We start from the raw sequence: 14357 nt of genomic DNA, 5'->3' as shown, positions 1-14357 counted from the left end.
GTTTCCCGGTGACCGAACTCGCCGGGAAACCCTTTCTCTACGTCGTCGTCTGCGCGGCCGGGGTCGCCTCCGGTGTCGGCACGCTGATCGCCGAGGCCCAGGAGCGGGGCTGGGAGGTGGGCGTGATCGCCACCCCGGCGGCGATGAACGGCTTCTTCGACGCGCCCGGCACCGAGTCCCGCACCGGGCGCCCGGTCCGCTCCGCCTGGCGCTCACCGGCCGACCCGCGCCCCTTCCCGCCGCCGGACGCGGTCGTGGTGGCCCCGGCGACCTTCAACACCCTCAACAAGTGGGCCGCGGGCATCGCGGACACCCTGGCCGTCGGCACCCTGTGCGAGGCGCTGGGGCTCGGCGTGCCGATCGCGGTGCTGCCCAGCGTGGGCGAGGCGCTGGCCGCCCACCCCGCCTACCAGGAGAGCCTGACCCGGCTGCGCGGGCTCGGCGTGCGCTTCGGTGAGGGAAGGGTGCCGGGCGGATTCGCGTGGACGCGCGGGCTGGAGCTGCTGGATCGCCCCTGAGGACGTCAGTCCGTCCGGCGTACGTACCCCGCCTCGCCCGGTGTGGAGACGTCCAGGTCGCGGCGGACGATGCTGAGCCGCGAGCCCCACCCGGCCACCGCCTTGCGCAGGCCGTCGTCGGTGTACTCGATGTCCAGCACCCGGTCGTCGTACGCGCGGGCGTAGGTCCCGCACTCGTCGTACTGGCCGCACTCCTCGGCCACCGCGAAGTCGAGACCGGCGCTCTTGCGCTCATCGGCCAGCTCCGGGGTGTTCTTCTGGCCGACGGCCAGATGGCGGGTGTGCGCGTGCCGGGTGAGCAGGCGCATGAAGGCGGTCGCGTCGGTGGGGGTGAGCAGGCGGCGGGAGCGGGTGTAGCTGTCGTAGTTGTCGGGCTCGATGGCGTCGTAGCCCTGCTCCGCGCAGCCGTCGGTCCAGCGGTTCACCCGGTCCGCGATCCGTTCCCGCTTGGCCGGGGTGCCGATGTCGAGCAGGGGCTCGTCCCAGTCCTCGTCGATGACGACCCGGCCCGCGCGGTCGCGCAGCAGCAGGTCGGCCGGCCAGTCGGCACGCTCCTGCGGCTGGGCCTGGAAAGCGTTGACGTAGCAGACGTTGTACAGCCCCTTCGCGAGGGAGTCGGCGCGGTCACGGGTGACGACGCGGACGCCTGCGGGCGGCGGATAGGCGCCGCCGATCTGGTAGTCGAACCCGGCGTGCCTGGGCGGCAGTTCGGGTGCTTCCGGTGCCGGGCGGTTCCCGGTGCCGCAGCCGGTGAGGAGCAGCGCGAGGGCGAGGAGAACGGCTCGGCTCCCGCCACGCGGGCTCGTCTCGGTCGGCACCCGGATGATCCAACCTGGCGGCCCGGACCTCGTCAACTCGGGGCCCGGACCGTGCCCGTAAATGCCCGTCCGGACTTTTTGATGTGTCAACGATTTCGCGTCCACTGAATATGGGTCAAAGATCTCCCGTGAAGCCGTTTTCCGACGGGAGATCTCTTGTTCCCCCCTGTCGCCCTGTGCGAAAGTGTGCGTCTCCGTGGCGGGGAGTGATTTCCCTTTACCGAACGGGACTTGATGTCACCTCGTCCACCGTCCTGCCGGTTGGTACGGACCTGATTTCGTGTGGATTCTGGAGGAATAGCGCGTGAAGGGCGAAGGGCCGTCGAATTCCCAGGATTCCGCCGGGCCGTTCGGTATCTCCGACGGCGAACTCAGCGCGGAACTCCAGAAGTGGACGGGATCGACGTCCGCCCTCCACCCCGTCGGTGAACTCCTCGACCGGCACTGGGCCGCCGCCTTCGCCTACGCCCGGCTGTGCACCGACGGGCCGCGCGCGGCCGGCATGCTGACCACGGCCGCGTTCACCCGGCTCTTCGGCGAGTCGCTGCGCCAGGCCGGCCCGTCCGCCGCCTGGCGGCCCCAACTCCTGGTCACCGTACGGCGTATCGCCGCCGAGTGGGACAGCGACGGCCGCCAGGGACTCCTGCACCCCTCCCTGCGGCCCGACCCGGCGAGCGGGGAGCGCGCCGCCGCCCGGCTGCTCCCGGCGCCCGGCCGACGGCTGCTGGCCCGCGCCTTCCAGCGGCTGCCCCAGCCCTCCCGCGCCGTGCTCTGGCACACCGAGGTCGAGGGCGAACCCCTGGCCGTGCCCGCCGCGCTGCTCGGGCTGGACGAGGAGAGCACGGCCGTCGAACTCGGCCGCGCCCGCGAGCGGTTGCGCGAGGAGTGTCTGCAGACCCACCGCGAACTCGCCCCTGACGCCGAGTGCGGACGCTACTTGCGGATGCTGGACGTCACCTTCCGGCGCGGCGGCGGCCTCGCCATGGACCCGGACCTGCGCGGCCACCTCGACGGCTGCGGCCACTGCGCCCGCACCGCCGACCAGCTCGCCCGCTTCAACGACGGACTCGCCCTCGCGCTCGCCGAGGCCGTGCTCGGCTGGGGCGCCGCCGCCTACCTCGCCGCCCGCGCCGACGACAGCGCCGCACCGCCCGCACCGGCGGCGCCCCTGCCCGCCGGCGGCGAGGAATTCGTCCCCCCGTCGCCACCCACCGAGGCGACCCGGGCTCCCGTCGGCCGTATCGCCCACCGCGCGGCCCGGCGAGTCCGGCGCCGCAATGTCTCGCTCGCCGTCGCCACCGTCGGCGCCCTCGTCGCACTGCCCCTGGTGCTGTGGTCGGTGCTCGGCTCCGACGACGGCCCCGCCACCGCCCACGGCGCCACCCCGTCCCCGGCACCGGCCACCTCCAAGCCCGCGCCGCAGCCGTCCTGGGCGGGCGCGGACGGCAACCGGCCCACCGTCCGGGGACGGCTGCACAACGTGGCCTCCGGGCGCTGCGTCGGCATCGTCGCGAAGAAGGCCGTCGAGGGCGCCGAGACCGAGGTCGTCACCTGCTCCTCGGCCCCCGGCCAGCGCTGGCGGTACGAGGCGGACGGGCGGCTGCGCAGCGACGCGGCGCCCGCGCTCTGCCTGGACTCCCGCCTCGGCTACTCGATCCGGCTCGCCCCCTGCTCGGCCACCGGCACCGACGGCCGCTTCATCCGCTACGACTTCACCCTCCAGGGCACCCTGGTGCCCCGCTGGAACCAGAACCTCGCCCTCACCCCGGCCGCCACGGACGGCTCCGGCGCGCTGGTGCTGAAGAACCGCGCCGAGACCGCCGTCCAGCGCTGGGTCGTGGACACCGCCGGCAACGACCCGCAGATGGAGGTCGTCAACTGGGACAAGGGCACCCCGACGGCCCCGGCCCACCGCACCCCGGCGAAGCCGACCCCGACCGAGCACTCCGCGAGCCCGGCACCGACCCCCACTCCCACGCCGACGCCGACCGCCGGTCCGACCCCCAGCGCGACGGACGACGACACCTGCTCCTCGTACCGGGACCGCTGCGGCTGGGACGGTGGGGGAGACGGGCGCCGGTACGGGGGCGGTGGGTACGGAGGCCGGCACCGCTGAGCCTGTACCTCAGTGGTGGTGCGGCGGGGGTGGGATCGTGCCCAGGCCCGGGGCCTGTTCGGGCCAGACCAGGAGGACCGGGCACGGCGCGTGGTCGACGACGAAGCGCGCCGCGGGGCCCAGGCTGTGGGGGCCGAGACGGGAGCGGTCGCCGTCCCGGGCCAGGACGAGGAGGCCCGCGCCCTCGGCCGCCGCGATCACCTCGCGTTCCGGCCGGCCCGACCGCTCCTCGCGTACGCAGGGGCGGCCCAGGCGTTCGGCGGCCGCGTGCAGCAGCTCTGCCGCCGAGCCGTCGCCGAGGGCCTGAAGACGGTCGCCCGGATCGGCCTCCCGGGCCCGCCCTCGCCCCATCAGCCCCGCGAACGCGCCGTGCGCCACACCGGGCACCTCGGGCCCCGACACATGCAGCAGCACCACCTCACGGGCGTGCGGGGCGTGCACGCGCACGGCGTCCACACAGGCGGGCCAGGTGCCCTCGACGAGCCAGACGACCGCACGCATCCGATGTCCTCCTCGGTCCACGCCACCCCGTCAGAGAATCCGCAGGGCCCCCCACAGTGCCACCACCGACACCGCCAGCGCCAAGGGCACGGCGATCAGGCCGAGCCGGGTGAACTCCCCGAGGTCCACGCCCTCGTCGTGCTGGTGCACGATCCGCCGCCACAGCAGGGTGGCCAGCGAACCGGCGTAGGTGAGGTTCGGGCCGATGTTCACGCCCAGCAGCACGGCCAGCACCGCGCCCGCCCCGCCCGGCGCGGCCAGCGGCAGCAGCACCAGCACGGCGGGCAGGTTGTTGATCAGGTTGGCAAGTACGGCGGCCAGCGCGGCGATTCCCAGCAGCGCGGGCAGCCCGCTCCCGGACGGCAGCAGATGCCCGAGCGCGTCCGAGAGCCCGTTGTCCACGACCGCCCGCACCACCACGCCCAGCGCCAGCACGAACGCCAGGAACGGCGGCGCGGCCGCCCGCACCACGGACAGCGGGGAGGCCTGCCGCCGCACCACGGCCCGCCCGGCCAGCACCAGCGCCCCCGCCGCGGCCGCCCAGGCCGGATCGACACCGAACGCCGACGCCACCACGAACCCGGCGAGCGTGCAGCCCACGGTCACCAGCGCGAACACCGGCAGCGGCGGCTCCTCGCCGGTGTCCCGCGCGGCCGGCGCCGCCGCCGACAGGTCGCGGCGGAAGAAGCGCCGGAACACCACGTACTCCACGCCGATCGCGGCCAGCCACGGCAGCGCCATCAGCGCCGCGAACCGGGTGAAGGACAGCCCGCTCGCCGCGAAGGCCAGCAGGTTCGTCAGATTGGACACCGGCAGCAGCAGTGACGCCGTGTTCGACAGGTGCGTGCACGCGTAGACGTGCGGCTTGGGGCGGACGCCGGAGCGGGCGGCCGTGGCGAACACCACCGGGGTGAGCAGCACGATCGTCGCGTCCAGACTCAGTACGGCCGTGATCACCGAGGCCAGCGCGAACACCGCAGTCAGCAGCCGCACCGGGCGCCCGCGCGACCAGCGGGCCATCCACGCCCCGCAGGCCCGGAACAGGCCCTCGACGTCGCAGAAGTGGGCCAGCACCAGTACCGCCGCCAGGAACCCCACCACCGGGCCCAGCCGGGCCACCTCGTCGCGGGCATGGTCCAGGGAGATGACGCCGGTGAGGATGGCGATACCGGCGGCGGGCACCGCGAGCACCGCCTCCGTCCGACCGAAGGGCCGTACCACCGCCCAGGCGAGCACGGCGACGAGCAGGACGGCCGACAGGGCCTCGGCGAGCGGGGTGTTCAGGGCGATCCTCCGGACCGGTCGTGATGTGCCCGCTCATGAAAACAGACGCCGGTGCGCCGGGCCGACCGGGACCCGGCGCCGCTGTGTCGGGTCAGGCGCCCGAACCGGGGGCGAAGACGGTCAGGCGGACCGAGGACGAGTTCCCGGAGACCGGCACCGGACCGCCCGCCCAGGTCACCTTCAGCGGGTCCCGCTCATCGGGCGGGGTCACCACCAGCGAGGCCGGCTTCTCCGACTTCGCGCCGCTGACCTGCGGGTTGGAGAAGGTCAGCCCGGCCCAGGCGCTCTGGCCGGGGCGGAGCGTGACCGTCACCGGGGAGCCCGAGGTGCGCTCCGGGTCGCGGCCGAGCTGGGTGCCGGAGGCGTTCACGAAGGCCGCGCCCGGATAGCCGCGCAGGGTGCAGGTGCGGGACGACTTGTTGGTGAGGACGACGGGGAAGTTCTCCTGCCCGGCGCCCGGATCGTTGCGACCCACGGCGGCCCGCAGCTCCGAGGTGTGGCAGCGGGTGCTCTTGGCTCTGTCGGGCTTGACGGTCTTGGTCGCCGTGTCCGGCGCCGAGCTGGGGGTCGTGGTGCCCCCGCTCTGGGTCACCGGGGAGGGCGTGTCGGCGGGGGCGGGCGAGCCGGTGGACTCGGCGGGGCTCGAGGTCTCGGTCGCGGGGGCCGCCGAGCCGGACACCGTCTTCGCCGGTGCCGCGCCCACGTCGCCGTTGCCGCAGGCGGTCAGGAGGCCCAGTACGGCGGCGGAGCCCACGAGCAGGGTCCCGCGCCGCCTGGCCGGGGATGAGTTCGCCATGTCGCACAAGCCTCCCTGTAATCCACGGCACGTGGGGTCCGCGTGCCGCCGGCGCCGGATGCGCCGTCACAGCTTCCGATGCGCCGTCCGGCGGAAAAGTTCGGGACGAGGAGGAAAAAACTTCCGCGCCCGAAGAAGTCTCCGCTCACCGGGGCCTCCCCGCCACGCCGGACGAGGGTTCCCCCCGATCAGGTGACCCGGAGTGAGCGGAGTATGCCGTCGGTGGCCTCCGGGTCGCCGTGCTGGCGCACCTGTACGTAGACCTGCGGGCCGTGCGCGCCGTCCGAGCGGCGCAACGCGGACTCCGTGACCGAGCCTCCGCCCGCGCAGCCGCTCCACACCCGGACCGTGCCGCGCCAGCCGGACCCCGTGAACGCGCGCCGGTCCGCGGCCCGGCAGCCGGAATGCGCCAGCGCGTCCACCCGGCCGGTGACATCCCCCTCGCCCACGCCGACGAAGACGCCGTTCACCGGCTCGCCGAGGTCGGACCAGCGGGACAGGTCGTCGGCGACCACCAGCCCCGGCTCCGGCCCGCCGGACAGCCCGAGGGCGCGCGGGTCCCACCCGGAGTCGCGCAGCTCCCGGTCCCAGCCCGCGGGCACCTGAACGGCGATACGCCCGGAGGCGTCCCGTACCCGCGCCGCGTCGGCGCCCCCGGCCGGCCGGTGCAGCACCAGCGTCACCGCGCTCCCGGCCGCCACCAGGGCCACCGCGGCCGCGACCGCGAGGAGCGCGCGTCTGCCCCGTACCGCGCCGGACCACCGTGCCCGGCCGGGACCCGCCGCCAGCCGGTCCAGCTCGTCCGCGAACGCCCGCGCGGACGGCCAGCGCCGCTCCCGGTCCGGTTCCAGCGCCCGCAGCACCGCCCGCTCCACGCCTGGGTCCAGGTCCGGCCGCAGGCGGCTCGGCGGCACCACCTTGCCCGGCGGGCCCGGTACGGTCCCGGTGAGCAGCTCGTAGCCCACCGCGCCCAGGCTGTAGACGTCGGCGCGCTCGTCGATGCCCGCGCCCGGCTCGGCCTGCTCCGGGGGCTGGTAGCCCGCCGAACCCGCCGCGAGGGTCAGCGCCGACGCCTGCGCCAGGCTCTTGGCCAGCCCCAGGTCGGCCAGCAGCAGCCGGCGCCCGCCGTCCGGGGCGGTGCGCAGCAGCAGGTTGGTCGGCTTGATGTCCCGGTGCACGATCCCCGCCTCGTGCAGCGCGGCGGCGCCCCGCGCGGCCAGCGCCGTCAGCTCCAGCGCCTCGGGCACCGGCAGCGGGCCGTCGGCGCACAGGTCGGCGAGGGTGCCTCCGTCGGCGTACTCCATGACGAAGTACGGCCTAGCGTCGTCCAGTTCACCGATGTCGTAGACCTGCACCACCCGGCTGGACCCGGCCCGGCGCAGCAGCCGCGCCTCGGAGAGGAAGCGCTCGCGCACATCGAGCCGATGCGACCAGTTGTCGGCGAGCACCTTGACGGCCACCAGGGCGTCCAGTTCGTCGTCGTGGGCGAGCCACACCGTGGCGAACGCGCCGCTGCCCAGGCGCCGTTGCAGGCGGTACCGGCCGATCCGCTCCGGGGGGTGCATACGACTATCATGCCTGGCCCGAGATCGACTTCGAGGGGAGAGCCGACGTGCCGGACGCCGCGACGGCCGAAGAGCTGGCCCGCCTGGCGGCGGCGGGGGACCGGGCGGCCCTGGAGAGGCTGCTGACCGAGCTGCGGCCGGAGGTGGTGCGCCGCTGCGGGCGCTTCCTGCCCTGCCGGGAGGACGCCGAGGAGGCCGCCCAGGACGTACTGCTCCAGGTGGCCCGGCACATCGGCGGCTTCGAGGGCCGCAGCCGCTTCAGCACCTGGCTCTACACGGTCGTCGCCAACTGCTGCCGCCAGAAGTACCGCGAGCTGAAGCGGCGGGCCGCCGAACAGGCCGCCCCCGCCGAGCTGCCGGAGCCCGCCGACCCGCGCACCACCAGCGTCATCGCGGGCTCACGGATCGACCTGCTGGAGGCGCTGGACAGGCTGGAGCGCGAGCACCCGCACCTGGTCGCCCCGCTGGTCTACCGCGACCTGTGCCAACTGGAGTACGCCGAGGCCGCCGAACGCGCGGGCATCCCGCTGGGCACCCTGAAGTCCCGGCTGCACGAGGCCCGCAGGCTGGTAAGGCCCTGGCTGCGCGCCCACTGACCCGCCACCGGGGCGGCCCTGGGGTTACGGGCCACCCGCGCGGGCCTGCTCACTTCTTGTAGCCGAGGATCGTCATCATGCCGCTCTCCGAGTGGTACTGGTTGTGGCAGTGCAGCATCCACAGACCGGGGTTGTCGGCGTCGAAGTCGATGACCAGCTTGCGGTGGGGGAGCACCACGGCGGTGTCCTTGCGGGCGCCCACCGCGTCGATGCCGGTCAGCGCGAAGGTGTGGCCGTGCAGATGCAGCGGGTGCCACATGTCGGTGGCGTTGATCAGGGTCAACCGCACCCGCTCCCCGGCGCGCACCGCGTGCCGCTCGCGCACGTCGTACTGCTTGTGGTCGAAGCCCCAGTCGTACTTCTCCATAGTGCCGGTGACCCTGATCCGCATCTCGCGGTCCGGCTCGCGGTGGTCCAGAGCGACGGAGTCGGCGGGCACCAGCCGACGCGCCGGAAGCACCTCGCGGTCCAGCTCCGGCAGCTTCACACCCGCAGGAGGAACGGTTCTGCCGTTGTCGGTGCGGAGCACCGCGAGCGCCTGCCCGGTCTTGCCCTCCGCCAGCGCGACCAGCGGGAACACCCCGTCCTTGGCCGTGATCAGCACGTCGTACCGCTCCGCCATGCCGACCAGCAGCGCGTCCGTCTCCCGGTGCTGGACCGGGTAGCCGTCGGTGTGCGTCACCGTCAGCTTGTGGCCGCCGAGCGCCACCCGGAAGGCGGTGTCCGAGCCCGCGTTGATGATCCGCAGCCGCACCCGCTCGCCGGGACGGCACTTGAACGAGGTCGGCGCGCCCGGCCGGCGCCCGTTGATCAGGTAGATCGGGTACGAGACGTTGCCACCGACCCCGTCCAGGATGCGGCTCTTCGTCCCGTGCAGCATGCGGTCCGGGCCGGTGTTCTTCGGCAGGTGAGGCATCGCCGACTTCGGGTGCTCGTGCGGGTGGGCGGTCGGGCGCTCAGGGCCCATCATTGCCATGCCGCCGCCCGGCTTGAGCTGTTGCAGCACCTTCTCCGGGGTGGAGCCGTCGACGCCGTCCACCCAGTCGTCGAGGACGACCACCCACTCCTTGTCGTACTTCAGCGGCTCCCGGGGGTCGTCCACCACGAGCGGCGCGTACAGGCCCCGGTCCGGCTGCATGCCGACGTGGCTGTGCAGGAGGTAGGTGCCCGGGTGGGCGACGGTGAAGCGGTAGTTGAAGTCCATTCCGGCCGGGATGGAATCCTGGGTGAGGCCCGGCGCGCCGTCCATGTCGCAGCGCAGCCGGACGCCGTGCGAGTGGAGCGTGGTGGTCTCCGGCAGCCGGTTGGCGAGCGTGATGCTCAGCACGTCACCGGCCGTCGCCCGCACCAGCGGTCCGGGCAGCGCGTCCTGGTACGCCCAGGTGCGCACCGACCGGCCGCCCAGGTCCAGCGTGGTCTCACCGGCCGTCAGCGTGAACATGCGCACCCGGCCCGAGCCGCGCCGGCGCTCGGCCGCCCGGACCTCCGGTCCCGACGGTTCGACGTAACCCGCGGGCCCCGGCGGGACGAAGTTCCCCGCCGCCATCATCGTGCCGCGCGGTCCGGGACGGGGCCGGGGACCGGAGTCGGAGCAGGCGGCCAGGAGTCCCGCGCCCGCGGCAGCGAGCGGGACACGGAGGAGAGTACGCCGCGAAGGTGTATGCATGTAGGAAATAAGACACTTTTTGTGCTCATATGTGATGGATCTGGGGGCGGCGCGTCTGCTGGTGTCGGCCCGGCGAGGTGTCAGAACCCCTGGGTACCGGGGGAGCGGACGGCTGATCTGGCTCGATTTACGGGTGAGTACCCTCGCGGTACCGTGAGGGCATGCCAGCTCTCAACGTGGAGTTCAGCGAGCGGGAACTAGCGGACCTGCGGCAGATCGCCAAGGAACGTGGTACGTCGATGAAGGCCCTGGTGCGGGAGGCGGCCGCGGCGGACATCGCCCGGCACCGGGCGCTGAAGGAGGGCGCGGAGACGTTCCGGGCCTTCTTCACCGCGCACGCCGAGGAGTTCGCCGCCGCCTTCCCCGACGACGAGGCCGTACCGGCCAGGGGCGAGGCCGCCTGACCTGCGATGCCCCCCGTCATCCACATCGACATCCCCTGGCTGCTCCAGCGCCATGAGGACGTCCTGCCCGAACAGCCCTCGGTGGACGACTTCTCCGCCCTGGTCGCCGCCGTCGCCCGGCACCGCGTCGACCCGCCCCGGCTCGGCGTCGACTCCGACCCCGCCTGGCGGGCCGCCGCCTTGCTGCACACGCTCGCCGTCCTCCGCCCGCTGCCCGCGGCCAACGCCCGCTTCGCCTGTGCCACCGCCGTCGCCTACCTGCACATCAGCGGCGCCGGCATCGACCCGCCGTACGGCGCCCTCGTCGACCTCGTCCGCGACCTGACCGACGGCCGCGCCGACGTGTACGGCGCGGCCGACCGGCTGAGGTCCTGGCGGATCTGACACCGCCCCGGCGGACGGGGGAAGCCGTACGGCGATCGGCCGGGGGGCCTTCCGGGTGGGACCGGGCCCAGTCCACACCGGCCCGGCGCGCCGGGAGAAGCGTGCGCGAGTGGCCGTCGTGTGCGCGAGCTTCACACGGGGTGCGCGGAACCCGCCCGACTCCGACTTCCCTGCAAACCCGGCGATGTGGGACACGCTCCTTGTTGCGTGTGGAGAAGTTGTGCGAGGGTTGACACTCCCGCGCGGGGGGTGAAGTCCGGAACCGATTCGGCAGTTGGGCCACCGGGCCGGGGGACGCCGGGGCGGAGCCGTGGGTCCCGCTCGCCCCGTGCGCACCCCGGAGGACCGCTCCCACGCTCCGCACGCGCCAAAGGAAACCGCTCAGTGACCACCGCTCAGCCTCCCCTTCCCCCCTACCTGCCCGGCATGGCGGCGGGGGAGTCCGACGAGTCCACGGCCGCGCCGCTGCGCGCCGGTTCGGACACGGAGGCGTCCCGGTCGGCCGCCCTGCTGATGGCCCGGCACTGGCAGCCCGCCGCCGACTACGCCGTGATCTGCCTAGCCGGTCCCGGACCGCTGGCCCACATGGTCACCGCCGCCGTCTTCCACCAGGCCCTGGACCGGCTCGCCCTCGGCGAGCCCGCCGAGGCGCTCCGGCCCCGGCTGCTGGTGGCCGTACGGGACACCGTCCTCGACTGGGCGGCCACCGACCGCCTCACCGCCGCCCTGCCCGGCCTCGCCAAGCCGGCCGGGGGACGCGGGATGCGCGCCGCGAACTCCCTCACCCCGGAGAACCGCACCCTCGCCGAGCGGGCCTTCCACCTGCTGCCCCGGCTGGAGCAGACGCTGCTCTGGCACACCGAGGTCGAGGCCGAGCCCGTGGCCGTCCCCGCCGCGCTGCTCGGCGTGGACCCGGTGGGCGCGGCCGCCGCGCTCGAACAGAGCCGGGAGAAGCTGCGCGCGGGTGTGCTGCGCGCACACCGTGAGCTGGCGCCCAGTGGGGAGTGCCGCCACTACAACCGGCTGCTCGACGTGCCGGTGCGTCGGGGCGGGGGTGTACTCCCCGATGTCCGCCAGCACTTGGACGCCTGCTCCTACTGCCGGTACGCCGCCGAACAGCTCGGCCAGATCGACAGCGGCGCCGGGCTGCTGCTCGCGGAGGCGGTCCTCGGCTGGGGCGCCCGCCGCTATCTCGACTCCCGGCCCGGCCGGGGTCAGGCTGCCGCGGCCCGGGGGGAGGCCCCGCGTTCCGGCGGGCGTCGGCGGGCCGGCAAGCGGGGCGCGGGGCGGCGCGGTACCGGGTGGTCGCTGCGTACCGGGGCGGGTGTCCTCTCGGCCGGGCTGCTCGCGACCGGGCTGGCCTTCGCCGTCTGGCCCGAGGCGGAGGGCGGCCGCACCCCGGTGGCCTCCGCCGGTGCCGCGCCCGCCGCCGACCCCCGTACCGCCGAGCCCTCGGCGACCGCCTCGGCCACTCCGCCACTGGCCGGTCGGCCGATCCGGCTGCGCAATGCCGGGGCCTCGCTCTGCCTCGGCATCAAGGGTGAGCCGGAGCGCGGCGGGCTGGTGACGCTGGCCCTGTGCTCGGACGCCGTCACCCAGCAGTGGACGTACGACGCGGACGGCCTCGTGCACAGCCAGGCGGACCCCGAGCTGTGCCTCGACTCCCACGCGGACGCCGCCGTCGTCATCCTCGGCACCTGCGACGACGCGGGCACCGAGCGCGGGGAGGACGTGCGGTACGACCTCACCGTGCGGGGCGAGCTGCTGCCCCGCTGGGACGAGACGCTCGCGCTGGCCTCGGCGGACGCGCGTCCCGGCGCCGACATCGTGGTCTCGCTCCGGGACCGCTCGCCCGCCCAGCACTGGCTGACCGACACCCCGTCGGCCACCCCCGGCTCGCTGTCCGTAGCGGAGACGTCCGAGACCCCGGCCCGCCAGGCGGAAGCGCCGGACCAGGGGGCCTAGTTCGGCCCCTCCGTCAGGACGGAGGGATTGAGGGTGGCGGGGGAGGCGTGGCCGGAGAGGGCGAGGGTCAGGTCGAGTTCCGCGAGGATGCTGCGGACGACGTGTTCGACGCCCGCCTGGCCGTCCAGCCCGAGTCCGTACGCGTAGGGGCGGCCGAGCAGGACCGCGCGGGCGCCCAGGGCGAGGACCTTGGCGATGTCGTCGCCGGTGCGGATGCCGCTGTCGAACAGCACGTCGAGCCGGTCACCGACCGCGCTGACGACACCCGGCAGGGCGTCGGCGGCGGCGACGGAGCCGGCGACCTGACGGCCGCCGTGGTTGGAGACCACCACCCCGTCCATCCCGGCGTCGGCGGCCGCGCGGGCGTCGTCCGGGTGCAGGACGCCCTTGAGGACGATCGGCCCCTCCCAGTGCTCCCGCAGGAACGCGAGGTCCGGCCAGGTGTGCCCGGCGTCCCCGAAGAGGCCGAGGAAGCGGAGGACGGCCGCGTTCGGGTCCTCCTCCACCGGCTTGGCGAGCCCGGCTCGGAAAGCGGGGTCGGTGAAGTAGTTGGCGGTGCCGACCCCGTGCAGGAACGGCAGATACGCCCGGTCCAGGTCGCGCGGGCGCCAGGACAGCAGCGGGGTGTCCAGCGTGACGACCAGCACCGAGAACCCGGCCGCCCTCGCCCGGCCCAGGAAGCTCCGGGTCACCTCGCGGTCGCTGCCCCAGTAGAGCTGGAACCACCGCTCGGCGTCCCCCATCGCCTCCGCGACGGTCTCCATCGGCGTGCTCGACGCCGACGACAGGACGAACGGCACGCCCTGCGCGGCGGCGGCCCGCGCGGCCCCGCACTCCGCGTCCGGATGCATGATCGACAGCACGCCGACCGGCGCGAGGGCCAGCGGCGCCGGCAGCGTACGTCCCAGCAGCCGTACGGAGAGGTCCCGTTCCGCGACGTCCCGCAGCATGCGCGGCACGATCCGGCGGCGCTCCAGCGCGGTCCGGTTGGCCCGCTCGGTGCTTCCGTTCCCGGCGCTCCCCGCGACGTACCCGACCGGGCCCGGCCCGAGCCGGTGTTCCGCCAGCTCCTCCAGCCGGGTCAGATCGGTCGGCAGCCGGGGGACCGTCCCGTTCATTCCGTTGAGGTAGATCTCGTACTGAAAGTCAGCCCACCGCGCACCCATGCCGCCGCTCCCTTTCGTGGGGGTGTCATGCTCAGCTCAGTGTGCCTCAGGGGGTGGGCGTGGCCGGAGCCTGGTCGGCGGTGTGGACGGGGTCCTGGCTGCGGGGGAGTTCGCGCAGGGTGCGCAGGGGGGAGAGGGGGGCGGGCAGCAGGCTCAGGGTCATCCCGGCCGCGCCCACGCAGAGGGTGAGCCGTGCGCCGAGGAGCGAGCCGGCGGCGCCGCCGAGGACGCCGCCCAGGGCGAGGCCGCCCCACGAGACGAACCGCGCCGTCGCACTCATCCGGCCCATGAGCCGGTCCGGGGTGAGCGCCTGCTGGAAACTCGCCTGCGCCACCATCCGGACGACCCCGCCCAGCGACAGGGCGGCCAGTCCGAGCGCCGCCACCCAGACGCTCCAGCCGGGCCGCGCCAACGCCGTCAGGGCGGTCAACGGGCAGGTCACGAGCGGCGCGAGCCAGATGACCGGGCCCTGCCCGACCCACCGCGACACCCGGGCCGCGAGCAGCGCGCCCAGCAGACTCCCGCACCCCATGCCCGACAGGACGAGGCCGATCCCGAAGGACCCGAGGTGGATCTCC

Annotated in this window: 14 protein-coding genes; 6 read left to right on the top strand and 8 right to left on the bottom strand. The window is 74.5% G+C overall.

Annotation, left to right across the window (positions count from 1 at the left end):
- The first annotated feature begins 8 nt into the window (after window positions 1-8).
- Entirely contained in the window at window positions 9-518 is a 510-nt protein-coding gene (locus OG448_RS02000) for a flavoprotein (RefSeq protein ID WP_405551040.1), read from the top strand.
- Between the two features lie 5 nt (window positions 519-523).
- Here the strand turns inward: OG448_RS02000 and OG448_RS01995 are convergent, their stop codons facing one another.
- Entirely contained in the window at window positions 524-1345 is an 822-nt protein-coding gene (locus OG448_RS01995; protein ID WP_405558636.1) for an endo alpha-1,4 polygalactosaminidase, read from the bottom strand.
- A gap of 295 nt (window positions 1346-1640) precedes the next feature.
- Between OG448_RS01995 and OG448_RS01990 the strand changes: the two genes are divergently transcribed.
- A complete protein-coding gene (locus OG448_RS01990; protein WP_405551039.1) occupies window positions 1641-3452 on the top strand; it encodes a ricin-type beta-trefoil lectin domain protein in 1812 nt (603 codons plus the stop codon).
- Between the two features lie 9 nt (window positions 3453-3461).
- Here OG448_RS01990 and OG448_RS01985 read toward each other — a convergent pair whose 3' ends face one another.
- The 4 genes from OG448_RS01985 to OG448_RS01970 all read right to left on the bottom strand — a co-directional run bounded on the left by OG448_RS01985 (window position 3462) and on the right by OG448_RS01970 (window position 7598).
- Window positions 3462-3953: a universal stress protein gene (locus OG448_RS01985; RefSeq protein WP_405551037.1), complete on the bottom strand. Its 492-nt coding sequence runs from the start codon at window positions 3951-3953 to the stop codon at window positions 3462-3464.
- 30 nt (window positions 3954-3983) lie between these two features.
- Window positions 3984-5237, bottom strand: a complete 1254-nt coding sequence (locus OG448_RS01980) for an arsenic transporter (RefSeq protein WP_405558634.1) — start codon at window positions 5235-5237, stop codon at window positions 3984-3986.
- A 91-nt stretch (window positions 5238-5328) separates the two neighbouring features.
- Complete coding sequence (locus tag OG448_RS01975; RefSeq protein WP_405551035.1) at window positions 5329-6033, bottom strand: DUF4232 domain-containing protein; 705 nt, start codon at window positions 6031-6033, stop codon at window positions 5329-5331.
- A gap of 188 nt (window positions 6034-6221) precedes the next feature.
- Window positions 6222-7598: a serine/threonine-protein kinase gene (locus OG448_RS01970; protein WP_405551033.1), complete on the bottom strand. Its 1377-nt coding sequence runs from the start codon at window positions 7596-7598 to the stop codon at window positions 6222-6224.
- 47 nt (window positions 7599-7645) lie between these two features.
- Between OG448_RS01970 and OG448_RS01965 the strand changes: the two genes are divergently transcribed.
- Window positions 7646-8194, top strand: a complete 549-nt coding sequence (locus OG448_RS01965) for an RNA polymerase sigma factor (RefSeq protein ID WP_405551031.1) — start codon at window positions 7646-7648, stop codon at window positions 8192-8194.
- Between the two features lie 49 nt (window positions 8195-8243).
- Here the strand turns inward: OG448_RS01965 and OG448_RS01960 are convergent, their stop codons facing one another.
- A complete protein-coding gene (locus OG448_RS01960) occupies window positions 8244-9860 on the bottom strand; it encodes a multicopper oxidase family protein (RefSeq protein ID WP_405551030.1) in 1617 nt (538 codons plus the stop codon).
- 161 nt (window positions 9861-10021) lie between these two features.
- Here OG448_RS01960 and OG448_RS01955 point away from each other — a divergent pair, with 161 nt between their 5' ends.
- From OG448_RS01955 to OG448_RS01945, 3 genes are all read left to right on the top strand, one after another.
- Entirely contained in the window at window positions 10022-10264 is a 243-nt protein-coding gene (locus OG448_RS01955; RefSeq protein WP_078858354.1) for a hypothetical protein, read from the top strand.
- Between the two features lie 6 nt (window positions 10265-10270).
- Window positions 10271-10648, top strand: a complete 378-nt coding sequence (locus OG448_RS01950) for a toxin Doc (protein WP_405551026.1) — start codon at window positions 10271-10273, stop codon at window positions 10646-10648.
- A 384-nt stretch (window positions 10649-11032) separates the two neighbouring features.
- Complete coding sequence (locus tag OG448_RS01945) at window positions 11033-12613, top strand: RICIN domain-containing protein (protein WP_405551025.1); 1581 nt, start codon at window positions 11033-11035, stop codon at window positions 12611-12613.
- On the opposite strand, the gene OG448_RS01940 is transcribed toward OG448_RS01945, so the two are convergent.
- Both OG448_RS01940 and OG448_RS01935 read right to left on the bottom strand, forming a co-directional pair.
- Window positions 12610-13779, bottom strand: a complete 1170-nt coding sequence (locus OG448_RS01940) for a lactate 2-monooxygenase (protein WP_405551024.1) — start codon at window positions 13777-13779, stop codon at window positions 12610-12612. The two genes, OG448_RS01945 and OG448_RS01940, sit on opposite strands and share 4 nt — an antisense overlap.
- Before the next feature lie 46 nt (window positions 13780-13825).
- Window positions 13826-14353, bottom strand: coding sequence for an MFS transporter (locus OG448_RS01935; RefSeq protein ID WP_405558632.1), 528 nt, complete (start codon window positions 14351-14353; stop codon window positions 13826-13828).
- Window positions 14354-14357: the final 4 nt, after the last annotated feature.

It is taken from the genome of Streptomyces sp. NBC_01171, from assembly GCF_045039805.1.
GTDB lineage: Bacteria > Actinomycetota > Actinomycetes > Streptomycetales > Streptomycetaceae > Streptomyces.
This window is presented reverse-complemented; position numbering and strand designations above follow the sequence as displayed.

What these genes read in the sequence shown, in the direction of transcription:
- OG448_RS01950 (WP_405551026.1), top strand. Translation starts at nt 10,271, where the DNA reads ATGCCCCCCGTCATCCACATCGACATCCCCTGGCTGCTCCAGCGCCAT.
- OG448_RS01970 (WP_405551033.1), bottom strand. Translation starts at nt 7,598, where the DNA reads ATGCACCCCCCGGAGCGGATCGGCCGGTACCGCCTGCAACGGCGCCTG.
- OG448_RS01985 (WP_405551037.1), bottom strand. Translation starts at nt 3,953, where the DNA reads ATGCGTGCGGTCGTCTGGCTCGTCGAGGGCACCTGGCCCGCCTGTGTG.
- OG448_RS01940 (WP_405551024.1), bottom strand. Translation starts at nt 13,779, where the DNA reads ATGGGTGCGCGGTGGGCTGACTTTCAGTACGAGATCTACCTCAACGGA.
- OG448_RS01960 (WP_405551030.1), bottom strand. Translation starts at nt 9,860, where the DNA reads ATGCATACACCTTCGCGGCGTACTCTCCTCCGTGTCCCGCTCGCTGCC.
- OG448_RS01955 (WP_078858354.1), top strand. Translation starts at nt 10,022, where the DNA reads ATGCCAGCTCTCAACGTGGAGTTCAGCGAGCGGGAACTAGCGGACCTG.
- OG448_RS01975 (WP_405551035.1), bottom strand. Translation starts at nt 6,033, where the DNA reads ATGGCGAACTCATCCCCGGCCAGGCGGCGCGGGACCCTGCTCGTGGGC.